The organism is Streptomyces sp. NPDC020801, assembly GCF_044334385.1.
In the GTDB taxonomy this organism is placed as follows: domain Bacteria; phylum Actinomycetota; class Actinomycetes; order Streptomycetales; family Streptomycetaceae; genus Streptomyces.
In genome coordinates, this window is record NZ_JBIRST010000039.1 from 1 (window position 1) to 17,874 (window position 17,874).

At 67.9% G+C, this 17,874-nt stretch carries 12 protein-coding genes and 6 pseudogenes; 10 read left to right on the top strand and 8 right to left on the bottom strand.

What is annotated here, in order from left to right; translation table 11 throughout:
• Positions 1 to 423 precede the first annotated feature (423 nt).
• From ACH4UM_RS39600 to ACH4UM_RS39615, 4 genes and pseudogenes are all read left to right on the top strand, one after another.
• Positions 424 to 966 (top strand): annotated as a pseudogene (locus ACH4UM_RS39600) (acyltransferase family protein); the annotation flags it as partial.
• Between the two features lie 94 nt (positions 967 to 1,060).
• Entirely contained in the window at positions 1,061 to 1,507 is a 447-nt protein-coding gene (locus ACH4UM_RS39605; RefSeq protein ID WP_398190866.1) for an acyltransferase family protein, read from the top strand.
• 103 nt (positions 1,508 to 1,610) lie between these two features.
• Positions 1,611 to 1,980 (top strand): annotated as a pseudogene (locus tag ACH4UM_RS39610) (LysR family transcriptional regulator); the annotation flags it as partial.
• Between the two features lie 479 nt (positions 1,981 to 2,459).
• Positions 2,460 to 2,909: a DoxX family protein gene (locus tag ACH4UM_RS39615; RefSeq protein ID WP_398190869.1), complete on the top strand. Its 450-nt coding sequence runs from the start codon at positions 2,460 to 2,462 to the stop codon at positions 2,907 to 2,909.
• A 394-nt stretch (positions 2,910 to 3,303) separates the two neighbouring features.
• Here the strand turns inward: ACH4UM_RS39615 and ACH4UM_RS39620 are convergent, their stop codons facing one another.
• From ACH4UM_RS39620 to ACH4UM_RS39635, 4 genes are all read right to left on the bottom strand, one after another.
• Complete coding sequence (locus tag ACH4UM_RS39620; RefSeq protein ID WP_398190872.1) at positions 3,304 to 3,756, bottom strand: septal ring lytic transglycosylase RlpA family protein; 453 nt, start codon at positions 3,754 to 3,756, stop codon at positions 3,304 to 3,306.
• 13 nt (positions 3,757 to 3,769) lie between these two features.
• Positions 3,770 to 3,961, bottom strand: coding sequence for a hypothetical protein (locus ACH4UM_RS39625; RefSeq protein ID WP_398190875.1), 192 nt, complete (start codon positions 3,959 to 3,961; stop codon positions 3,770 to 3,772).
• A gap of 417 nt (positions 3,962 to 4,378) precedes the next feature.
• A complete protein-coding gene (locus tag ACH4UM_RS39630; RefSeq protein ID WP_398190878.1) occupies positions 4,379 to 5,065 on the bottom strand; it encodes a snapalysin family zinc-dependent metalloprotease in 687 nt (228 codons plus the stop codon).
• Positions 5,066 to 5,695: 630 nt separating this feature from the next.
• Positions 5,696 to 5,953 (bottom strand): hypothetical protein, encoded by a 258-nt coding sequence (locus ACH4UM_RS39635; protein WP_398190978.1) that lies wholly within the window; start codon positions 5,951 to 5,953, stop codon positions 5,696 to 5,698.
• Positions 5,954 to 6,256: 303 nt separating this feature from the next.
• Between ACH4UM_RS39635 and ACH4UM_RS39640 the strand changes: the two genes are divergently transcribed.
• From ACH4UM_RS39640 to ACH4UM_RS39650, 3 genes and pseudogenes are all read left to right on the top strand, one after another.
• On the top strand, positions 6,257 to 7,903 hold the full coding sequence (locus ACH4UM_RS39640; protein ID WP_398190881.1) for a M4 family metallopeptidase: 1,647 nt from the start codon (positions 6,257 to 6,259) through the stop codon (positions 7,901 to 7,903).
• Between the two features lie 70 nt (positions 7,904 to 7,973).
• Positions 7,974 to 8,377 (top strand): annotated as a pseudogene (locus tag ACH4UM_RS39645) (DUF1990 family protein).
• A gap of 197 nt (positions 8,378 to 8,574) precedes the next feature.
• Positions 8,575 to 8,910 (top strand): annotated as a pseudogene (locus tag ACH4UM_RS39650) (ISL3 family transposase); the annotation flags it as partial.
• 6 nt (positions 8,911 to 8,916) lie between these two features.
• Here ACH4UM_RS39650 and ACH4UM_RS39655 read toward each other — a convergent pair.
• Together ACH4UM_RS39655 and ACH4UM_RS39660 are read right to left on the bottom strand one after the other, a co-directional pair.
• Positions 8,917 to 9,612, bottom strand: a complete 696-nt coding sequence (locus ACH4UM_RS39655) for a basic secretory protein-like protein (RefSeq protein WP_398190884.1) — start codon at positions 9,610 to 9,612, stop codon at positions 8,917 to 8,919.
• Positions 9,613 to 10,335: 723 nt separating this feature from the next.
• The gene (locus ACH4UM_RS39660) at positions 10,336 to 10,647 is read right to left on the bottom strand and encodes a hypothetical protein (protein WP_398190887.1); all 312 of its coding nucleotides are present in this window, start codon (positions 10,645 to 10,647) and stop codon (positions 10,336 to 10,338) included.
• Positions 10,648 to 11,342: 695 nt separating this feature from the next.
• Between ACH4UM_RS39660 and ACH4UM_RS39665 the strand changes: the two genes are divergently transcribed.
• Complete coding sequence (locus ACH4UM_RS39665; RefSeq protein ID WP_398190890.1) at positions 11,343 to 14,012, top strand: glycosyl hydrolase; 2,670 nt, start codon at positions 11,343 to 11,345, stop codon at positions 14,010 to 14,012.
• Between the two features lie 456 nt (positions 14,013 to 14,468).
• Positions 14,469 to 15,322: pseudogene (locus tag ACH4UM_RS39670) on the top strand (IS5 family transposase).
• A 13-nt stretch (positions 15,323 to 15,335) separates the two neighbouring features.
• Here ACH4UM_RS39670 and ACH4UM_RS39675 read toward each other — a convergent pair.
• Positions 15,336 to 15,767: a hypothetical protein gene (locus tag ACH4UM_RS39675; protein ID WP_398190892.1), complete on the bottom strand. Its 432-nt coding sequence runs from the start codon at positions 15,765 to 15,767 to the stop codon at positions 15,336 to 15,338.
• 183 nt (positions 15,768 to 15,950) lie between these two features.
• On the opposite strand from ACH4UM_RS39675, the gene ACH4UM_RS39680 reads away from it, so the two are divergent.
• A complete protein-coding gene (locus tag ACH4UM_RS39680) occupies positions 15,951 to 17,408 on the top strand; it encodes an NF041680 family putative transposase (protein WP_398190970.1) in 1,458 nt (485 codons plus the stop codon).
• A gap of 9 nt (positions 17,409 to 17,417) precedes the next feature.
• Here ACH4UM_RS39680 and ACH4UM_RS39685 read toward each other — a convergent pair.
• A pseudogene (locus ACH4UM_RS39685) lies at positions 17,418 to 17,846 on the bottom strand (transposase family protein); the annotation flags it as partial.
• Positions 17,847 to 17,874 lie beyond the last annotated feature (28 nt).

Consider the following 17,874-nt stretch of genomic DNA (forward strand, 5'->3'; position numbering starts at 1 on the left):
CCCGCAGGGGGTCAGATGCTCGGAAGGTGCGCCCACGTCCCTCGCCTTGATGGTCAGTCGGCAAGGGCGCACCTACGCCGACGCCAGGCCGCGATTGAGTTGCTCCGCCTTGACAGACGCCATCGGTGTGGTGGTCAGGCCGCTGGGACGGTCTCATACTCGGCGGGGCTGCGGTAGCCGAGGCTGCTGTGCAGTCTGCGTATGGTGAACCAGCTCTCGATCCACTCGAAGATCGCAGTGTACCCACGCACACCATGTGATCGTAGACGACATACCGCTCACTCACAGGTCCTTTGCAACCTATAGGTCATTTCAATCCAAAAGCGCTCCCGACCAGAGCGCTGGGGGGTTACACCAATGACCGGGCATCGCTCGGGAAACAGACTTGTGGCGCTCGACGGGCTGCGGCTGCTCGCCGCACTGATGGTGGTCCTTTACCACTACGTCGCGCTCGCCCGGCCGTGGGGACACTCCACCGCCACGATCTTCCCGACCGCCCACAGGTTCGCCGAGTACGGGTGGCTCGGCGTGGAGGTCTTCTTCCTGATCAGCGGGTTCGTCATCTGCATGAGCGCGTGGGGCCGCACGGTCGGCGAGTTCGCCGTCTCGCGCCTGTCCCGGCTCTTCCCCGCCTACTGGGCCGGCATCCTGCTGAGCGCCACGGTTATCACGATGTGGCCGGAGGTGGCTTCCCTGCACGGTTGGGGCGGGGTGATCACGAACCTGACCATGTTGCAGGGCGGCAACAACACGCCCGACGTCGACCCCGTCTACTGGACGCTCTTCGTTGAGCTCAAGTTCTACCTGATCACTGCCGTGGTCCTGCTGTTCGGTGTCACCTACCGCAACTGCCTCATCCTGTGCGGGGTGTGGACCGCGGCCGCCGCCCTGGCGCCGGTCCTGAACACGCCCCTGCTCACCGCGTTCGCGGTGCCGCAGTACGCGCCGTTCTTCATCGCCGGCATCGCCTTCCACCTCATGCGCCGTTACCGGCCCAACGCGGTCCTGTGGGCGATCGTGATCCTGCAACTGCTGCGCCCAGCGCTACATCGGCTACCGCATGGCCACCAACCTCGGCAGGGTGACCGCCCAGGCCCTGCCCACCTGGCCCGCCCGCTTCCTCATCCTCGCCGCTTTCGCCGCGATCGCCGCGATCGCGCTCGGCGCCCTGGACCGGATCCAGTGGAAATGGCTCACCTACGCCGGAGCGCTCACCTACCCGCTCTACCTCGTCCACATGAACATCGGCATGACCCTCATCCACCACTACCAAGGCCGCATACCCGCCCTGGTCCTGGTAATCTCGGTCACCGTCCTCATGCTGGCCACCGCATGGCTCATCCACCGCACCATCGAACGCCCCCTCGGCAAGTGGCTCCGCAACGTCATGCGCAGCGGCATCGACGACGTCCGCCGTCACGTCACACCCCTGCCGCCGACACGCACGGACCTGACCGACCTCAGCGAACCAGACGTCGATCATGTCGCAGACAGCATTGGCACATGAACCTGATCTCTCGCATGTCCGCGACGTTGAGAAGACAGCAGTGGGGTACTTCGGCGAGTCCCCTCGGCACTCTGCGCCGCTCTGGTCGCCATGCTCATCCAGCGACCCCAAGTTCGTGCACGAGGTCGAGGGCAGTGCGCTCCGCATCCCGTCCGGACTCAGGGTGCGGGTGCTCGTCGAGCGGGAGCCGCAGTTCGTCTCGCTCGCCGCCGATCATCGCGCCCCGGCGCGGCGCGAGGTGCGGCCCATCGACCTCGCCGACGACCGCTGGATGATCGCCCCCACCATCGACGCCGAAATGGGCCTGCCTCAGCCGCGTCCTGCGCGAGGCGGGTCTGATGCCGCACATTCTGCACGGCGACTACCTGACAGTACTCCCTGGCCGCCATCGGAGAGGTGGTGATGTCTGTCAGCCCACCGGGCTCCCTCGCGCCGATCTCGCGATCCGGCCCCTGCAAGGCGACCCGACAGGGCAAGGCTGCTGCTCCGGCCCCCACGCGGCGGGCGAGACACCCGCGAGGACGCCCACACCGAGGCGGACGGCACCCACCCGGCCGCCCGGGCCGAGCTCTGCGGGAGCGCGCGGGCGTAGGCGCTACGCCCGGGGCGGCTGGGTGGTCGCGCCGCCGCGCTCGTGTCGACGACCGCGGCGCATCCGGCCGGGGACGCTGTGGTCGCGGCCGGCGCGGCCGCCTTCTCCCTGCGGCTCGTCGCGGGCGCCGCATACGAGGCCGTGGACCGTCCCAGCCGGATTCGGTCACGCCGCTGGCGCCGGCATGGTGACGGGGGTGATCGCGTGCACGGCTGCGTCAGCGGAACAGCGAACGAATCCGAACCCGTCATAATATTGAACTTGCAAGCATTGATAGGTATACCTAATCTGGCCACTCGGTTTCCGTCCCCCGAGGCCGGTCCGTTCGCGGGCCGGTACCAGACCGAAAGAGCCACGCACATGACCTCACGCCTCAACAGCGCTCAGCCCTACGTCATAGGCCTGTTCCGTCTCGTCGTCGGCCTGCTCTTCAGCTGCCACGGCGCAGCCTCCCTCTTCGGAGTCCTGGGCGGAGTGGAGGACAGCCCCGGCGGCACCATCCCGGTTGGCACCTGGCCCGGCTGGTATGCGGCCGTGATCCAGCTCATCGCCGGCGCCCTGGTGCTGCTCGGCCTCGGCACCCGCGGTGCCGCGTTCCTCGCGTCGGGATCGATGGCGTACGCCTACTTCGACGTGCACCAGCCGGGCGCCCTGTGGCCGATCCAGAACGGCGGCGAGCTGCCGGTGATGTTCTGCTGGTCCTTCCTGCTCCTCGTTTTCACCGGTTCCGGCGCGTTCGGCCTCGACCGTCTGTTCGCCTCCCGCTCGGCGGGCAAGCGGAAGGAGGCCTCGGAACCCCTGGCGGTCTGACCCTCCCCGTCGCACGGCGCCCGCTTCCGGTCGGGGAAGCGGGCGCCCTGCGGGTGCCGGAGCGTCCGCCCACCGGCCCCCGGGGTGGGCGGGCCTGGTGCGGCCGCGGAGGGTCCATGGCCGCACCGGGCGGTCGGTCCCGTCCTCCGTCAAAGGCCGCTGATGACGAGCTTCTCGAGGAACGAGTAGCCCGGAACCTCAAGACCCGTCCCTCACAGTCGAGGCCGGTCACCTTGTGCTCACCGAGCACGGTCGGCCGTGTCGCGGTCGTGGACGGCGGGCCGCTAGGCAGCGGCCCCGGTCGCGGACGCGGACGCGGGCGCGGAGAGCGCGATCGCGGCGCAGCCGGCCGCGAGTGTGGCCACTGCCAGGGCGGTTTTCCGGGTGCTGCCCGTCATGACAGCACCTCTTGGGTGACGACGATGTGACCTGCGTCGGGGTCGAGACTGCCGCCGAGCCGGCTGAAGGCTCCGTCGGTCAGGTCGAGGCACTTGGGTTCCTGGGGGGTCTGCTGGAAGGTGCCCCGGTCGTTGATGCGCACGACCAAGGACTCCCCGTTGGCGACATTGGTCACCTTCACCCTGGTGCCGAACGGCAGTTGCGGGTTGCGGGTCAGGGACGTCGCCGTGGTGTTCGCGTTGTTGTCGAAGACCTCGCCGCTGGCGGTCAGGGCGCCGGCAGGCATGGGGCCGTAGTGCGTCGCCCAGCACGTTGCGGCGGCGAGCGGGGCGGACTCCGCGGGCGCGGCAGAGCTCGTCGGCGCCAGGGTCACGACCGAGCCGAGCGCGGCGGCTCCGAGCGCGGCGGCTCCGACGATCGGGCGGGCGAGTATGCGGGCATGATTCATTGCATTGCCTCTTTCACATGTCGTGGTAGTGATGACGGGAATGGAAGGTGTGCGGGCCGGGCAGGCCGTTGCTCGGCCGACCGCGCGGTAGGCGGTGCGCACCTGGGTGGCGGTTGGCGCCGTTGTAGAGGTCCGTGCCGTCGCCGCGGCTGGTGGAGAGCGTGGACGACGCGCAGGGCTCGACGAACGACAGTCCCGGCCGCATCGCGGTCGACTGGCCTACGAGCGCGGCCTGTTGAGCCTGCGTCGGGTACCTCCGTGTGCCGGACGAGAAGTCGATCAGCGCCTACTCGGTGAGCCAGATCGGCTTGCGGTGGCGGTCGTAGGTGGCCTGGAGGCAACTGCGCAGCTGGTTGGTCGCGTTCGTCGCGTTGAAGTCCGCGTCGTACCAGAGCAGCAGGATGAAGCCGGCCTTGTAGTGGCGGGCGGCGGCGCCCTGGAGGATCCGGGCGAACGTCGCCGGCGGCCACCGCGGGCGCCCCGAGCGGCTGGCCGGTCGACCTGCAGCCGGGGCCGCAGGTCGAGGGCCCGCCGCATGGTTATGTTGGCCTGTCCCGCCCTGCTGTCGGCGTCGGTCAGCCCGGCGGGAAGGCTTCTTCTGGGGAGAAACGTAGCTCGCGGGTCAGTGTGCCCCGATCGTCTGGTTCGTCTTCGTCAGAGCGTTCGCGAGGCCGTTGGCCCACAACTGTTCGACGCGGGAGCGCTCGTCGGCGTTGGGAGAGGTGTTGTGGCAGGACGGGCCGGGGACGATGCCCGACATCAGCTCGCTGCACGGGCCGCTGTAGTGGTCCGGCAGGCCGAGCGCGTGACCGGTCTCGTGGGCGGCGATACGGACCGGGTCGTTCTGCTGCATCTGCGCCTTGTCCAGGAAGATGGTGCCGTGGCCGTGACCGTCGGTGGAGGCGTGGGACCCGAGGTTCGGATCGCTGCCTTCGGTGTAGGTGATGTCCGCGTTGCCCGAGGTTTCCTGGAGCTGGACGTTCGAGACGGAGCTGTTCCAGATGGAGGCTGCGCTCGATATCTGGGAACCGAAGCTCGGCGCCTGGGAGGCGTTGTAGGTGACCGTCACCGACTGCAGGTTCGGGTGGGCGGCCTGCTCCTTGGCGACGGACTTCTCCACGGCCTCGAAGAACGCCTTGTTGTCCGCGGCGCTCTCCGCCGAGCCCGACCGGGCGGTGGCGGAGCCGGACGGTGCCGTGACCGCCGACGCGGTACCCAGCGCGGCGGAGGCCAGACCGAGGCCGAGGGCGACGGAGATCAGCCTCCTGGAGATCTTCGTGGGCCTGTGAGAGGCAGGGGAGGGTTTCATGTGGGGGGACTCCTGTCAGTTTGTCTCGTTCGTAGGGGGTGACGAACGATCGGTTCCGTAGGAGTCTCGGGCAGGCAAGGGGCTGGGCGGATGATGGCAACTGCATATAGCCCGGAGCTATCGGCGGCCGACTCGGGTGGTTCCGCATGTATTTGAACGTCTGGGGGTCTGCTGGAAGGTGCCCCGGTCGTTGATGCCATTACCAGGGACTTGACGTTGGCGACGTGGGTCACCTTCACCCCGGTGCCGAACGGTAGTTGCGGGTTGCGGGTTGCGGGTTGCGGGTTGCGGGTCAGGGCTGGCGCAAAGGAGCACAGTTCCTGCCGTGTCTGAACGCGAAGAGCACCTGACCGAGGCACACCAGGCGACGGTGGCTTCGACGGTGGCCTGAGACCTGCCCGGCGGATGATCAGCCCCGTCGGACCGATGTCTTCGACGCTGCGCCTGGACATGGGCCAAGCGGCAGCAGTTGGCGTTCAACACGCGTCCGCGCATTCGCGGAGGCGGCGTTCGTCTCGGAGGGCCGACTGGGGCAGGGTTTGTCGGTGACAGGGCCCAATGGCGTCAGCAAGGACGGCGCGTCCGAGGACAACTGTGCTCGTCCGACTCCGCGGACAACGTCACGAACACCTACACCGTGAACGCGTCGTCCGAAATGGCCGACGGAACCCGGACGTTGAGGGTCCAGGGCCAGGCGGCGCCGGACGTCGGCACCGTCAATGGCTTGAAGCTGACGTTTCCGTAGGTCGCGACCGAATGCGCGTCACGGCGCACCGACGGCAGGGCGTCGTCCCGGTAGGCAGACCCTTCAGGGCTTTGCCCTTTGCCGTACCCCGTGCCGGACTTGGACGGCCCCTGACCGTGAATCAGAGCCCATTCGGCGTTCACCACTCTCCACCCAGACGTTGATTTTCAGCCAAGCTTGCTTTGCCCTCCTGACATGCACGCAGTCCAAATGTCACTCTTTCACCGCAGGCCTCACCCGTAGCAAATCTTCACACCATCGGTGCGGCCACGCCCACGTCGTGCGTCCGCGTCCACGTCGTGCGTCCGCGTCCACCTCGTGCGTTCACGCCCATGTCGTGCGTTCACTCCCACGTCGTGCGTCCGCGCCCATGTCGTGCGTTCACTCCCACGTCGTGCGTCCGCGCCCACGTCGTGCGTCCACGCCCCCCCACAAAAGGAGTTTGTGTGCCTCCCCTCCACGCGCGCCACAAGCGCACCACTCTGGCCATGGCCACCGTAGTCGCAGCCGGAGCCCTGCTCATACCCGGTCTGACCACCGGTTTTGCCTCCGCCCACGGCACCGCCCAGACCGTCAGGCCGCTTACCGCGGCCCCGATCGCGCTGTCCCCGGCCGCGCGCACCTCCCTCATCAAGCAGGCCCAGGCCGCCGCGCCCGAGACGGCCCGGAAGATAGGCCTTGGTGTCAAGGAACGGCTGGTCGTCAAGGACGTCGTGAAGGACGCCGACGGGACGGTCCACACGCGTTACGAGCGCACGTACGCCGGCCTTCCGGTGCTCGGCGGCGACTTGGTCGTCCACGAATCGAAGGCCGGCAAGACCGAGGGCATGACCAGAGCGACGAAGGCGACCATCAAGCCGGCCTCCCTCAAGCCGCAGATCACCGCGGTGGCGGCAGAGAAGCAGGCCGCGAAGGTTGCCCAGTCGGTGGGCTCGGCCAAGACCGTCGCCGGCAGCCCACCGCGCAAGGTGATCTGGGCCGGCAACGGCACGCCGGTCCTCGCGTACGAGACGGTGATCGGCGGATTGCAGGACGACGGCACCCCGAACGAACTGCACGTCATCACCGACGCCGCCACCGGCAAGGAACTCTTCCGGTACCAGGGCATCGAGACGGGCATCGGCAACACCCAGTACAGCGGCCGGGAGGAGCTGACCACCACGCGGTCGGGTTCGACGTACACGCTGAACGACGGCTCGCGCGGCGGCCACAAGACGTACAACCTCGACCAGGCCACGTCCGGCACCGGCGCGCTGTTCTCGCAGTCGAGCGACACCTGGGGCGACGGAACAACGTCGAACGCCGCCACCGCGGGCGCCGACGCGCACTACGGCGCCGCCGTGACCTGGGACTTCTACAAGGCCACCTTCGGCCGCAGCGGCATCAGGAACGACGGTGTGGCGGCCTCCTCCCGGGTCCACTACGGCAACTCGTTCAAGAACGCGTTCTGGAACGGCAGCTGCTTCTGCATGACGTACGGCGACGGGGCCGGCAACACCCACCCGCTGACCGCGCTGGACGTGGCCGGCCACGAGATGAGCCACGGCGTCACCTTCGCCACCGCGGGCCTCAACTACAAAGGCGAATCCGGCGGACTGAACGAGGCGACCTCCGACATCTTCGGCACCGGCGTGGAGTTCTACGCCCACAACCCCTCCGACCCCGGCGACTACCTCATCGGCGAGAAGATCAACTTCAGAGGCGATGAGCTCCCGCTGCGCTACATGGACAAGCCCAGCAAGGACGGCGTCTCCGCCGACTACTGGTCCTCCGATGTCGGCAATCTCGACGTCCATCGCTCCTCGGGTGTGGCGAACCACTTCTTCTACCTCCTGTCGGAGGGCAGCGGTTCGAAGACCATCAACGGCGTTGCCTACGACTCCCCGACCTACAACGGCTCCACGGTCACCGGCATCGGCCGCGCCAAGGCGCTGCAGATCTGGTACAAGGCGCTGACGACGTACTTCACGTCGGCCACCGACTACAAGGCGGCCCGTACTGGCACACTGTCGGCGGCGGCCGACCTCTACGGCTCAGACAGCACGGAGTACAACGCGGTGGCGGCGGCCTGGTCCGCGGTCAACGTGAGCTAGCGCGCACTTGACGGCACGGGCGGTCCCCGGCGGAAACGCGACGCCGGGGACCGCCCTACGCTGGGGTCTCATGTCTTTGGCGGACTTCACGTACGAGGATGTCGGCGCGACCCGCAAGGCCGGCCACTGCCCGTAGGGCCTCCGCGCGCTGCGCATGCGCACCCGGATCGGCGAGGGCGAGGAGCTGTTCCGCCGGGCTCCGAGGCGCTCCTCACCTGGGAGCTGCACCGGGCGATGGGCGTCGGTGTCTCGCCCACCGACGACAGGGCGGACCTCGGGGCGGACGTCACCCTCTCCCTCGGAGGCCGCATCGAGGGCACGAAGGCGCGCGGCCCGGCGGCCAGGGGCCTGCAGCACGCCTACGCGCGACGGGGCTGGGCGGTACTGCGGCGGCTGGCTTGTCCCGTCGTGCGGTCCGCGTGGCCACTGGCAGCCCGGCCAGGATCCGGCTGGTTTTGGCGAGGCGGACGTTGAAGCTCCGACGGGATGGCGAGGCGGCCGAGGGCCTGGGGGATGCGTCTTGCCGACTTTGGCAGGCGGGCAGACAGCGGTCGACAATCCCGCCGAGCCGGTCGTGATCGCCTCGCCCACTATGTTGCCGTGGCCGAACCGGCTGCGGAGTGTTCCCCGCTCGAAGGAGGAGAGGGGTGGGTGTTTCACCCATGCAGATGGTGGACGGGCGACGGGTGGTGGTCCGTGTGCGGGTGCGGCGTCTGGTGTGTCCCACGTGTGGCTGCCGCCATACCTTCCGCGAGCACGTGCCCGGAGTCCTGGAGCGATACCAGTGACGCACGTCCCGCCTGACCAGTGAAGTCCGGGCGACGGCCCTGGAGTTGGCGGGCCGCGCTTGCTGGCGATACTCGCAGTGAGCCTGTCTCGTCAAATGGCCCTGCCCGCCCTGGTGCGGATTCCGTTGCCCCGGGCGGGTGCCCCGTGTGATCGGCGTCGACGCCTTCGCGCTGCGCCGGCGGCACCGCTGTGCCACCGTGGTGATCGACGCCGAGACCCGCGGATCAGCCGGACAAGTCCTGGCTGGCGCGGCTCTGCATCTCGTCCCAGACCTGCGCGGTGGACGTGCCGGTGGACTGTTGGATCACTGTCTCCGCGTTGCCGCCGCTCTGGCCCGCGGCCTGGAGCTGGCGCAGGAAGTTGGTGTCGTAGTGGGAGCGGATGTACTCGAAGAAGTAGGCCGTCGTTCCGTAGCCCTCAGTCCAACTTGCGTTCGCTGGCGGCTTGGGACGCCCGTGGCCTTCGTAGCGGTAGTAGCGGAACCAGTCGGCGGCTCCTTCGACCGCCCACCCCTGTATCCCGTGGGCCTGCTGGGCGACGTGGACAGATTCGTGCACGACCGCGCCGACGTCGGAGTGGTGCGCGCGGAAGTAGTCGGCGCTGAGCACGATCTCGTCCCCAGCGGTGTAGGCGACTCCGTCGTAGCTGGAGCTGATTGTGACGCTGAAACTGTTGGGAGTGTGGCCGCCCAGTGTGCTCTGGATCTGTGGGTACCAGGTCTTCAGCACCGGCTGGACCTCGTTCTGCAGCCAGTCCGCCAGGTCCGGCGCCTGGGTGGAGTCCAGTTTTATGGAAACAACGGACTCGGCCGTGTTGGCCAGGGGCAGTGACCGCTGAGTGGCCGCGCCGGGGGTGGCCGGGGCGGCGTTGGCTGCTGTGGCGATGGTGGTCGCGAGGGTGATGCCACCCATGGTGGACATCACCGCCAGGCGTATCGGTCGGTGGTCACGCGGCCGCTGGCGTCGGTGGGAACCCATTACACGCTCCTCGTTGTGGGGGAGGCGGGACAACGCAGCCGGTACGCCAGTGTGTTGGGGGGCGCAGCGGCATGTCCCTGGGGGAAGGAAACGATCGTTCAGTGCTCAGCCGGAGAGCGTCGGCGGGCTCAAGGGTTGGTCGCAGCCGGGAAAGCAGCGCTTCCGCACATGGCGGTGTGGAGTGGCTTCGGCGACCCCACACTCCGGCAAGAAGTCCTTCTCCGGCCGGAGTGGTTGGGAACGTAGTGAATATGATCTGCCCGTGTCAACCGCCTTTCCTCCGATGTTGCTGGCGAGCCCGGTTCGGTTATCACCGTGGTCGACGAGACCCCGCGCTGACCAGCTGTTTCCGCCCATGTCAGCCTTCGGCGAAGCAATGGGGGCAACCCCGGAACAGATAAGGCAGCCTGATGAGATCCTTAAAGGAGTAAAAAGTCCTTGGCCAGAGGATTCCTGGTCGCACGAGTCTGGCTATGGTCACTTCAATCAGCCTGCACGCAAGCCATCCCGGCCGGTTGAGACACCGGACAATCTTTCGCGGACACCTCGGAGTTGGACTCACGCATGCGCCATGAACCTCACGAAAACAGACCGTCCTGCCCGACGCCGTATTCCGGCACGCCCTCCAGTCGCGTTCCACCTCAAGAAGTGAGTTGTATGCCAGGGCTATGCCCTCGGCTGACAGCTTCGGGCCGGAGGGGCGCAGGAGGTACTTGCCGTCCAGGTTCGCCTCGGCGGCGATCTTCTTCTTGTCGATCCGCAGTCGTCCGCCGGGTTGGTGCGCAGGTAGCGTTTCAGGCCGGGCTTGGTGGACAACTGCCCGGACAGGTGGGCTGGTTCGGAGTCGATGTTGACCTCCTTGACCTGCAGGTTGTCGCGGACGGTTGCGTAGCGTCCGGGCCGGGACAGGGCCTGCATGACCTCGGGGGAGCCGCAGCGGAATTTCTCGCCGATGATGTAGCCGCCGCCTGCTTGCATGGGCGCGCGGCGATTGGCCGCGGAGGTGAAGCCCCGGTCGGCGACGCACAACCACCCGCGAGAGCGACCACTCGCGCAAGTCTTCCTTCACCTTGCGGATCGGGTTGGTGTCGGTGCTGCTGCCCGGCCACGACCAGACGCGGACCGGGACGCTGTCGCAGGTGACCGCCATGCCGACGACAACCTGTGGTAGGTCGTCGCGGGAGTCCTTGGACTTCCCGAACGTGCGGAACCCGGTTTCCCCGACGGCGAGTTCCGGATCGGCGTCCTCGGGCAGGCGCTCGCCTCGGGCGTCGCGCGGGACCGGTTGGTCGGCGTCCTCGGTCTCGAAGCAGGTGCTGATCAAGCGCTACGTCGCTCGCGAGATCTACGGTCAGATCCAACGGACGCCAGCCCTTGGTACCTCGTCTGCTGCCGCTTGACGCAGCATACGGGCATCCTCGACACCCACATGTGCGTGGACATGCGAGCGTTCAACGACGGCCAGGACCGGCTGACCGTCTTCCAGTTACCCACCTACAGACGTGCTCCCGGCCCTGCGACACCCATGACAGACGTCATCAATAGTGGTGTCAAAACAGTTCGGGTCCAGGCGGCCCACAAACGTAAACTCCCCACCAATTTTCCTATGAGCCCTTTGCGTGACTGTTGTGGGCACGCCAAGATTCCCCATTGCGTCGCAGGGAGGAGAGGGCATGTGGCCCTTAATGCATCAGCGACGGCTTATAACCTGCACCGTCGTGGCCGCCACGTTCGGACTGGTATGCACCCAGTCGTTCCCGGCACAGGCCGACACCAGACCCCGGCCGTGGCAGGCGCAGCACCAGGCCGCGATAGGCCGCCAGCATATCGAGGCGGTGAACGCGGGCCGCGGAGTGTCCGCGGTGGCCGCGCAGGGCGATGACGACGGGGCCGACGAGGCGGAGAACTCCGCCGAGTCCACAGCCCAGTTCACCGAGGCGCGTACCGCGCCCGGTGTAGTCGCGCCCGGCGCCTACGGGGCCGCCTGGCAGCAGCTGCAGTCGATGCGGCACACGCCGGGCAGCTGGGAGCACGTCACGAAGAAGCCGTACGACTCCGACGACCCCCGCTACCGCGATCAGAACTCCAACTCCAGTGGCGGCTCGGGAAAGGTGGCCGGCCGGATCACCGGCATAGCCGCCGACGACCAGGGCTATGTGTACGCGGGCGGTGCCAACGGCGGTGTCTTCCGGTCCACGACCGGCGGCGACTGGAAGCCGATCGCCGACAGGCTGCCGTCGCTGTCCACGGGCACCCTCGACCTGGACGGCCGGAACCGGCTCTGGTACGCCACCGGCGAGTCGAACACCGGGGCGACGTCCTTCGTGGGTACGGGCGTGTACGTCCTGAAGGACCCGCGCCACGGGCAGTTCCAGCCCGGTGACCGTGTGGGCGGAGCCGAGCTGGAGTCCACCGTCATCCACGCGTTGCGCTTCGCGGGCCCCAAGGTGTGGGCGGCAACGAGTACCGGCGTGTGGTCGCACTCCACGACCGCTCTGTCCGGACCGTGGAAGCACGAGTTCGCCCCCAACCCGGACTATCTGCCGAGCGGTTCCAAGGCGGACGACCCGAGCGCGCCGTACAAGAACATCGCCAACGACATCGCCGTCGACCCCAAGGACCCGGACAAGGTCCTGCTCGCGGTCGGCTGGCGCGGCGGCGACACCTACAACGGGCTGTACGCCAAGCAGGACGACGGCAGCTGGAAGCCGGTCGGCGGGCTCGGCGACCTGCCCACCGGCAGTGCCGACGTCGGCAACATGACCTTCGCGGCCGCGGCCGAGGGCTCGCGCCTGTACGCCGTCGACCAGTCCCCGGCGCAGACGACCGCCAACCCGGACAGCGGGCTGAAGGGCGTGTACGTGTCGAAGAACGGCTCGCCGTTCGGGCCGTGGACGCTGATCGCGGACTACACCAAGCTGAAGGCGTCAGGATCCGCCCTGCAGACCGCGGGCCACATGCCCGGCATCCAGTCCTGGTACAACCAGTTCCTCCAGGTCGACCCGGCCAACGCCGACCACGTCTACCTGGGCCTGGAAGAGGTCTTCGAGACGAAGAACGGCGGCCGGAGCTGGACGACCCCGGGCCCGTACTGGAACTTCCCTTTCCCCTGCTGGAGCATCGACCCGGCCAAGCAGACCGGTGACTGCTCACCCACCACGCACTCCGACCAGCACGCGGTCGCGATCGGCAGTTACAAGGGCAGGATCTGGGCGTACGTCGGCAACGACGGCGGTATCTACCGCCGCCCGCTGAACGGCGCGGTCGACTCCGGCGGTCACGCCAAGGACTGGCAGTCCCTCAACGACGGCACCCTGGACACCCTGCAGTACTACTCCGTGGGGGTCGGCAGGGACCTCACCAACGGCGGCGTCTCGGTCACCGGCGGCCTGCAGGACAACGGCCAGTCGATCCTGCGCGGCCGTGACAAGGTCATGGGCTCCAACTTCGGCGGAGACGGCGGCGACACCATCGCCGACCCGGCCAACGGCTGCAATATCGCGGCCGAGTACGTCTACCTGGACATGTGGGTCACCCAGGACTGCGGTGTCAACGACGGTTCCTGGTCGACGGACCCGTCCAAGGCCACCGAGTACGAGGTCGCCCCGCCCGACAAGGACCAGGCTGGTGCGGGTGCCCGCTTCATCGCGCCGATCACCGCCGACGCCAAGGACACCAACACCTGGATCGCGGGCGGCCGGCACGTGTGGGTGAACACCAAGGGCTTCGCGATCCGCTCCGGCAAGGAGTGGAAGGACGCCTACGACCTCGGCGACGGCCATGTGGCCACCGCCGTGGCGTCCTCCGGGGGCACGGTGTACGTCGGCTGGTGCGGCCCCTGCAACAACCAGGGCTTCACCCGTGGCATCGCGGCCGGCAACGCCGACGGCACCGGATGGCACCAGCTGAACCTCCCGGTCGACGGCACCGTCCCGAACCGCTACGTCTCGGGCTTCGAGATCGCCCCGGCCAACGCCCAGCACGTCTACGTGGCCATCAACGGCTTCTCCCGCCGCTTCACCGAGGGCCCGGGGGCCGGCGTCGGCCACGTCTTCGAGTCCAGGGACGGCGGTGCGACCTGGACGGACATCTCGGCCAACCTCCCGGACGTCCCCGCCGACACGGTCAAGCTCCTGCCGAACGGCGGCCTCGCCCTCGGCACCGACCTCGCCACCTTCTACCGCCCCGCCGGGACCACGAAGTGGCTGGTCCTGGGACACAACATCCCCACCACGGCCGTGATGCAACTGCGCCTCGGCCCCGACGGCAAGCTCTACGCCGCCACACACGGACGCGGCATCTGGTCCTGCGACACACCGCGCCTCAAGGGCCGTAGCAACTGATCACGACGTATCCCGTCACACGGCAACGGCCGGTGCGTACCCCCGCCCCGGGGACGCACCGGCTGCGGTGCCACAAGGACACGGTGCTGATCATGGACGCCACCTGGTGCCCACTCGCGATGCAGTCGAAAAACTATCGGCACTCCACCACCGCCATGTCGTCATCCGGGCGGTGACGGTGGCGCTGTCGTCCCCGGGCGCCAGGCGCAATGCGTCCAGCGGAGCGGTCCAAGAGCTGCGGCCCGGCTCGAGTGCGCAGATGATCGAGTACGGCCAGCCGGGAACCGGGATGTGCTGGTCCTTGGTCGGAGCACATGTTCAGACGAAGGCCGCTTCCGTGTACGGCGGATACCAGACCGAGTGATCAAGCTCGACGCACCATTCGACACCGGACGTTAAAGATCAAGCTAGGCCGTGTATCGAAAGTGGATCTTGAGCGGTGAATGATCACAGTTCATGGGACGGGGTGATCTCACGGACGAGCAGTGGGCGTTGTTGGAGCCGTTGCTGCCGAAGGGGATGAAGGCGGGGCGGCCGCCCGTCTGGTCCCGGCGGCAGTTGATCGACGGCATACGGTTCGAGTCCGGACCGGTGTTCCGTGGCGGGACGTACCCGTCGAGTACGGACCGTGGGGCCGGGTCTACGACCTCGTCCGCCGGTGGCAGCGGAACGGAATCTGGCACCGGATCCTCACCCGGCTCCAGTCCCTGGCCGACGCGAAGGGTGCGATCACGTGGGACCTGAGCGTCGACTCAACGGTCTGCCGCGCCCACCAGCATGCGGCCGGAGCCCGAAGGCAGGGCGACCTGCAGAAGGAACCGCCGGGCGGTGTCTTCGCCGAGCCCGAGACGCTCGCGCGGCGGGTTCACCACCAAGCTGCACCTGGCCGTCGAGCAGGGCCAGAAGCCTATGTCGATCGTGGTCACGGCCGGGCAGCGCGGGGACTCGCCGCAGCCGTACTGGAGAAAGTCCGCGTGCCCCGCATCGGGCCGGGTCGGCCACGTGTCCGTCCCCATCGGGTCCGCGCCGACAAGGCGTACGCCTCCCGCAGAAACCGCTCTTACCTGCGCCGTCGCGGAATCCGCTGCACCATCCCTGACAAGGCCGACCAGGCACGCAACCGCCAGAAGCTCGGCTCGCGCGGCGGCCGACCACCACATTTCGACCCGGCCGACTACCGCAAGCGTCACGCGGTCGATTGCGGGATCAACCGCCTCAAGAGGCACCCCGCCGTCGCCACGCGATACGACAAGCTGGCGGTCCGCTACGAGGCGACCGTCGTGATCGCTGCGATCAACGAGTGGCTGTGATCGGCACCCGTCGCTAGAGCTCGTAGTCCTGGGCCAGTTCCTCCCAGCGAATGCTGCGCAGCACAGGGTCTGCGTCCTTGTCTGACGGGACATCCAAGCTGGTCTGGAACCAGATGACGGTGAGTGCGGAACGGTGCAGCACCGGGTCGAGTTCAGAGGCGACCGCTGTTGAGCGGAAGGCGCCGATGCAGGTCACGAAAGGCAGCACCTCAACGGGGCCGAAGGCGCCGGCAGTCTGGTCCGGGTACTCGCGGGAGGGGGGAACCAGAAGGACCGGCGTGGAGGGAAACGCACGTTCAGCCTGCCGCTGGAGGTTCCTGACCTTCATGTCATTGATGGGCTTGCAGGGGTAGCCCTCCAGCATCCCTCCATAGGTCGAAGACATTCGCAGCTCGGTGAGCTCGATCGAACGTCCGGACGAGAGGGCTGTGTGGCTCAGCGACATGCCGACACCCTATGTGCAAGATTCACTTCCGATGCACGGCCTAGCTTGATCTTTAACGGCCGGCGTCGAATGGTGTCTCGAACTTGATCACTCGGTTCGGTAACCGCTGTACGCCAAAGCGGCCTTCGTCTGAACATGTGCTCCGACCAAGGAACACACATGTCCAGCACGAAGGCCGTGAAGATGAGTCTGCTGCATCACGACGCCCGGCAAGAGCCGTTGGTAGAACTGTCATGCTTCCGGGGCGAGTTCTACTCCAGTCTCACTGCTCGTTCGGATGCGTTGTTCGAGCTGGCCGACGCCATTCTGTGCGGCGACGGACCGGTGAGGTCGCTGGCCGAACTGTCGCTGGTCGGCGAACACCGACGCGGTCATGGCGGGCTCTATGCCGCCCTCGCCCGTGGCAGGGTCGATACCGTCCGGCTGCGGCGGGCCCTGGCCGCGGTGCCACTGCCGCGGGCTGTCGACGGCCGGCTGGTCCTGGCCATCGACATCACCTGCTGGCTACGCCCCGATGCTCACACCTCACCGCAGCGGATCCTGTGTCACACCTACGGCCGGGGCAAAGACCAGCACATCCCTATCCCTGGCCGGCCGTACTCGATCATCTGCGCGCTCGAGCCGGGTCGCAGTTCCTGGACCGCACCTTTGGACGCGCTTCGCCTGGCCCCCGGGGACGACAACGCCACCGTCACCGCCCGGCAGCCGCGCGACCTGCTCCACCGGCTGATCACCGCCGGGCAGTGGCAGGAGGGCGACCCCGACGTCCTCGTCATCGCGGACGCCGGATACGACGCGCCCCGTCTTGCGTTCCTGCTCAAAGACCTGCCGGTCCAGGTACTCGCCCGGATGCGCTCAGACCGGGTCCTGCGCCGGGCTGTTCCACCCCGCCAGCCACACACGATGGGCCGCCCACCCCGGCACGGCGGCGAGTTCGTCTTCGGGCAGCCCGATACCTGGGGCGTCCCGGACACCGAAACTGTCACCGACACACGTCTTTACGGCACCGCCATGGCCCGCTCCTGGGACCGGCTGCACCCCAGGCTCACCCACCGCTCCTCCTGGGCCACCGCCGACAGCACTCTCCCGGTCGTCGAGGGGACGGTGATCCGCCTGGACATCGGCCACCTGCCCAGCGGCGCAACACCGAAGCCGGTCTGGCTGTGGTGGTCAGGTACCGACGCCACTGCGGCAGACGTCGACCGTCTCTGGCAGGCCTACCTGCGGCGCTTCGATATCGAGCACACCTTCCGCCTCTTCAAGCAGACCCTCGGCTGGACCTGCCCAAAGATCCGCACACCCGAGGCCGCCGACCGCTGGACCTGGCTGATCCTCGCCGCCTACACCCAACTGCGTCTCGCCCGCCCCCTCGCAGCCGACCGGCGCCGTCCCTGGGAGCAACCCAGTTCCCCGGACAGGCTCACTCCCGCGCGTGTCCGCCGCGACTTCCGGCACATCCGCCCACAGACCGCTTGCCCGGCCAGAGCACCGAAACCCACCCGCCCCGGCCCCGGACGACCAGCGGGCCGAAAAACCACCCGTCCTGCACCCCGCCACGACGTGCACACACCCAAGAAGACACAGCCAGCACAGGGACAAAAGAAGAGGTCAACCACCCCGAAGCCCCGCCGCACAGGTTAAAGATCAAGCTAGACGGGTCTCCGCATCTACGATGACCTGTACGTTCGCCGAGAACCGGTAGTTGCGGGAGGAGGCACCCACCCCCCGGTCACGCACCGGGATCAACGTGCCATCCACGATCCACAACCGCTCGACGGCCTCCTGCCGGGCCCGGATCGGCTCGAGCGCGAGCAGCGGACCGAGCCGTTGGATCACCCGGCACACGGCCGCCGGGGAGACGCCGAACAGCGGGGCGAGCTGCCGCATGGTGAGGTTCGTCCGGTAGTACACGGCCACCAGCAACACCCGCTCAGCCAGCGGCAGCCGCCACGGACGACCCCACCCACACCCCTCCCCACCGCGCTCCCGAACCGCCTTCAACAGCCGGCTGAACTGATCAGTCCGCAGGCCGGTGAACGTCTCCACCCACACCCGCTCAGCCCTCAACACCCCACCCATGCACGGAAGATGACCTGATCACAGCCTT